We start from the raw sequence: 4,400 nt of genomic DNA on the forward strand, positions 1-4,400 counted from the left end.
TGTTGTAATACCTCTATTTCAAACTCAAAAAATGACTGCCATAGAAGAAGTTTTAAAAACAATAAATAATATAAAAACAAAAGGCAATCTCCTTTCTGAAACAGAAATACTTTCAATATTAGAAGCAACTAAATCTATAACTAAACACAAAGAGCTAGTTAGCTCAATTATTTTTCTTTATACTACTTTAAGTTGTAACGCTAAGGAAAACACAAAAACACTAACAAAAAGAGAATTACAAATTCTTCAGCAAATAGGTAATGGAAACGACACAAAAAATATTGCTTTAACACTAAATCTAAGCATTAGTACTATAGAAACTCATCGTAAGCATATTAGAAAAAAATTAGGGTTAGTAGGAAAAGATAAACTTCTAGCCTATGCTATTCTTAATAACATAACTGAGCTTAATAACACTAAAAACAATTTAAATAATAGCTAGGAAAAAACAGTGTTTGCCTGTTATATAAATAAAAAGTAAAATTTAACGCAACCAAATGTAAAATTTTACATCTATTAAATAACTTAAGCATCAAATTGTATGAAAACTATTTTCGTAATAACCGTTCTTATTATTATTAATTTAATTCTTTTAGCGTTTAGCGTAAACAAAAAAACAGATCCTTGAGTAAATGGCCTGTTTTTTGTTTACTTTTTTAGAGTTTAATTAACCTCAGGTAAAAAACTATAATTTTTACTATACTCTAACATTTGACCAGGAAATGTTTCTGGTTGTGTCACTTTAATAGCTATAATTTCTCCAGCATCATTTTTTTCAGCAACTAAAACAGGATTAACAAAACCACTATATGGTGCCGATGTAAATTGTTTGTTTCGCTCTAAAACCTCTGCATGAATTGCTTGATCTACTTTTACACCGTAGCCTTCAACTAGAGCTTCAACTGCAGCATAATCGCCTTCAGATTTTATACGCTGTGTTTCTCTTAACAACTCACCAAAAATTTTGCGAAGTTTAGCATAATCATTTATATTGAAATAAGTTTTACCATTACGGGTTACTTTTTCAATAACGTTATCAGCTTTTCCTTTTTCAAAAGCCCAAGCCGAAACCCATTGTCTATTACGCATGTGTGCTTCTTCAACATCATCACCTAAATTTAAACGGATTAACTGCGTCATCAATCCATTTCTAATATAGCCATCGTAGGCAGCCATACCAACAGTTTTCCAGTCCTTAACTAATCCTAGTTCTTGTAATTTAGAATTGTATAAATAATAAAGCCCCACTAAATCTGCACGACCTTCTTCAAGTGTCGATGCATAATTTTTAAGCGTTTCTTTAGTCTCTCCAACTCCAGGGTTTAATTGCCCTGATGCATGCCCGATAACTTCGTGCAATGCGGTATGCAATTTATCTGCTAATTGTCCATGTTCTTCTTCTAATTTTAATTCTTCTTCATCATGCACAAATTCTTTTAAACGTCCTGTGCTTCCTGCATTATTATAGGCATGAATAATGTTACCTAAGGAGACCGATTTACTACCAACAGCGGCACGAATCCAGTTGGCATTAGGTAAGTTTACACCAATTGGCGTACTTGGTGAGGCATCACCAGCTTCTCCTGCAACGTTAACTACTTTGTAAGTTACACCAACTACGTTTTTCTTTTTATGAGCGTCCATTAAAGGTGAATTGTCTTCAAACCATTGTGCGTTATCCGATAAAACTTTCATTTTTTGAGACATATCAAAATCGTTAATTTGAATGATACTCTCATAAGAACCTCTATATCCTAAAGGGTCGTTATATACTTCAATAAAACTATTAATATAGTCTACATTACCATCAGTTGCAGCTGTCCATGCCACATTATAATCATCCCACGTTTGTAAATCACCTGTTTTATAATACTCAATTAACAACCCAAGAGCATTTCCTTGTGCGTCGTTTTCGGCAACACCTTTTGCCAATTCTAGCCACTTAACAATCTCATCGATTGCAGAGCCGTACAAACCTCCAGATTTATAAATACGTTCTTTTAAAACACCATTTTCTTTTACCAATTGAGAATTTAATCCATAGGATAAAGGTTTTTCTGGATTTGGAGATATCATAGCTTTATAAAAACTTTCTACATCGGCATTGGTTACATTTGGCCCGTAAAAATTAACTGCTGAAAGAGCCACATTATCAACGCCTTTTGCCTGATTTACTTTTTTAGAATCGGCATCATTAAAAATAACATCAAAAGCTTCGCCTTCTAAACTAGTATTGGTTTCAGCTAATAATTGTTTTAAATAATCTGAAGAGAATTCTGGTTTTAATTTAGCGTTTGAATAATGATGATGAATACCATTACTAAACCAAACACGCTTTAAATAGGTTTCAAAAGCGCTCCAATTATCGGTGGTTTTATCTCCTTTATAATTTGCATAAACATGTTCTAAAGCTTTTCTGATTTTAAGATTATGTCGGTAATTTTGGTCCCACATCATATCTCTTCCAGCTAAACCCGCCTGCGTTAAATAATATACTAATTTTTGCTCTTTTAAAGTAAGTTGCTCCCACCCAGGAATTTGATAACGCAATATTTTAATATCTGCAAATTGCTCAACGTTATGGTTAAATGCTGTTGATTCTTTCTCTTTAGTGCTATCGCTGGTTTTTTCAGATTTATCATTTCCGCACGATAACAAAAAGCTTGCTAATAAAGCAAAACTTAATACTGTTTTTAGTTTCATTGATTTGTTTTAATTTTTAGTTATTCAATAAAATGAAGCTAATTAAGTTTAAGTAATTTATGATTTTCTCAAAATAAATAAACTCAATTATTAAATACTTAATTTTAGAGTAGCAAATGTAATAATTTATTAATCAAAGATTAAAATGATTATATTTGATTTTAAAAATTTATTATAATTTTTTAAGATGAAACATCCATCATTAAATGGCAAGTATTTATTAATGGATACTATAAGCGACCATTAAAAACCAATAATCATAAACATATGAAAACACTAAAATACATCCTGTTTTTATTACTCATAGGCATTATTGGCTCAGCCATTTATATTGCTGTACAACCCAATGAATTTGAAGTTACCAGAACTCGAACCATAAAAGCACCCGTTTCAATTATTTACGATAATGTTGTCGACCTTAAAAACTGGGAATCTTGGTCGTCTTGGGTTGAAGCAGACCCTGATATGAAAATTACATTATCTGAACAAACCAAAGGCGTTAACGGATCGTATTCGTGGAAAGATAAAGATGGTGTTGGTACGATGAAAATTACTGAAACAGTACCTAACACTTCAATAAAACTGAACATGCAATTTGCTGAATTTCCGTCATCAGATGTGAGTTGGAAATTTATACCCAACGATGATGGTTCAACAGATGCTAAATGGTCTATTTCTGGAAAGGATTTACCATTTGATTTTAAAATGTTTTCTGTTTTAATGGGTGGCATGGAAAAACAAATTGGTCCGCACTACGAACGAAGCCTTGAAAAATTAGATAGTATTGTAGTTGCTAGTATGAAAAAATACAGTATTACCGTTAATGGACTTACTAATCATAGCGGTGGTTATTATTTGTACAACACAACCTCGTGTAAAATAAGTGATTTAAAAAGTAAAATGACAGAAATGCTACCCTTAGTTATTGAGTATGCCACGAAAAATAATATAAACATGGCTGGAGCTCCTTTTGTAGCTTATCATAAATGGGATGAAGAAAATAATGCGGTTATGTTTTCTTGTTGTGTACCGACTACTGAAAAAATTATTACAACTGACAGTAGTATTTTAACAGGTCAATTACTACCATTTAAAGCTATAAAAACAACTCTAAATGGAGATTATAGTAATTTAAAAGAAACTTGGGAAACGGCAACTAAATACATCAAAGAGAATGGTTTTGAAGAAATGCATGATTTACCTGCCCTAGAAATATATTTAACAGACCCCACGAGTAAACCAAATCCAGCAGATTGGATAACCGAAATTTATATTCCAATAAAAGAATAACAAAATAAATGAAGCAACTTTTATTAGTTTTTATTGGTGGTGGTTTTGGTAGTGTTTTACGTTATGCTATCGGAAAATATTTAAACAGTCCAGAAACGGGGATACCTTATGGCACATTTGCAGCAAATATTTTAGGTAGTTTACTTATTGGTATTATTTTAGGTTTGGCTGCTAAAAATGATGCCCTTTCTCAAAATCAAACCTTATTACTAGCCACTGGGTTTTGTGGTGGCTTTACAACCTTTTCTACGTTTGCTTATGAAAACCATATGTTTTTAAAATCGGGCGATTTTACAAGTTTTGCTATTTATACCATTGCAAGTTTTGTTATTGGATTTTTAGCTGTTTTTTTGGGACTTTTTTTGGTGAAGTGAAATTTGACTTTGTAAAAAATTTCGGCTACCTTC

4 protein-coding genes are annotated in these 4,400 nt (G+C 31.7%); 3 read left to right on the top strand and 1 reads right to left on the bottom strand.

Going from position 1 to position 4,400, the window contains the following annotated elements; translation table 11 throughout:
• A partial coding sequence (locus AADI82_RS13915; protein WP_341217032.1) for a LuxR C-terminal-related transcriptional regulator occupies positions 1-442 on the top strand: 442 nt, incomplete at its 5' end.
• A gap of 221 nt (positions 443-663) precedes the next feature.
• On the opposite strand, the gene AADI82_RS13920 is transcribed toward AADI82_RS13915, so the two are convergent.
• Complete coding sequence (locus AADI82_RS13920) at positions 664-2,703, bottom strand: dihydrofolate reductase (RefSeq protein WP_341217033.1); 2,040 nt, start codon at positions 2,701-2,703, stop codon at positions 664-666.
• A 267-nt stretch (positions 2,704-2,970) separates the two neighbouring features.
• Here AADI82_RS13920 and AADI82_RS13925 point away from each other — a divergent pair, with 267 nt between their 5' ends.
• Both AADI82_RS13925 and crcB read left to right on the top strand, forming a co-directional pair.
• Positions 2,971-3,993: a GyrI-like domain-containing protein gene (locus AADI82_RS13925; protein WP_341217034.1), complete on the top strand. Its 1,023-nt coding sequence runs from the start codon at positions 2,971-2,973 to the stop codon at positions 3,991-3,993.
• A gap of 8 nt (positions 3,994-4,001) precedes the next feature.
• A complete protein-coding gene (crcB, locus tag AADI82_RS13930) occupies positions 4,002-4,367 on the top strand; it encodes a fluoride efflux transporter CrcB (protein ID WP_341217035.1) in 366 nt (121 codons plus the stop codon).
• The last annotated feature ends 33 nt before the right edge of the window (positions 4,368-4,400 follow it).

The sequence above is a fragment of the uncultured Wocania sp. genome (assembly GCF_964021735.1).
In the GTDB taxonomy this organism is placed as follows: domain Bacteria; phylum Bacteroidota; class Bacteroidia; order Flavobacteriales; family Flavobacteriaceae; genus Wocania_A.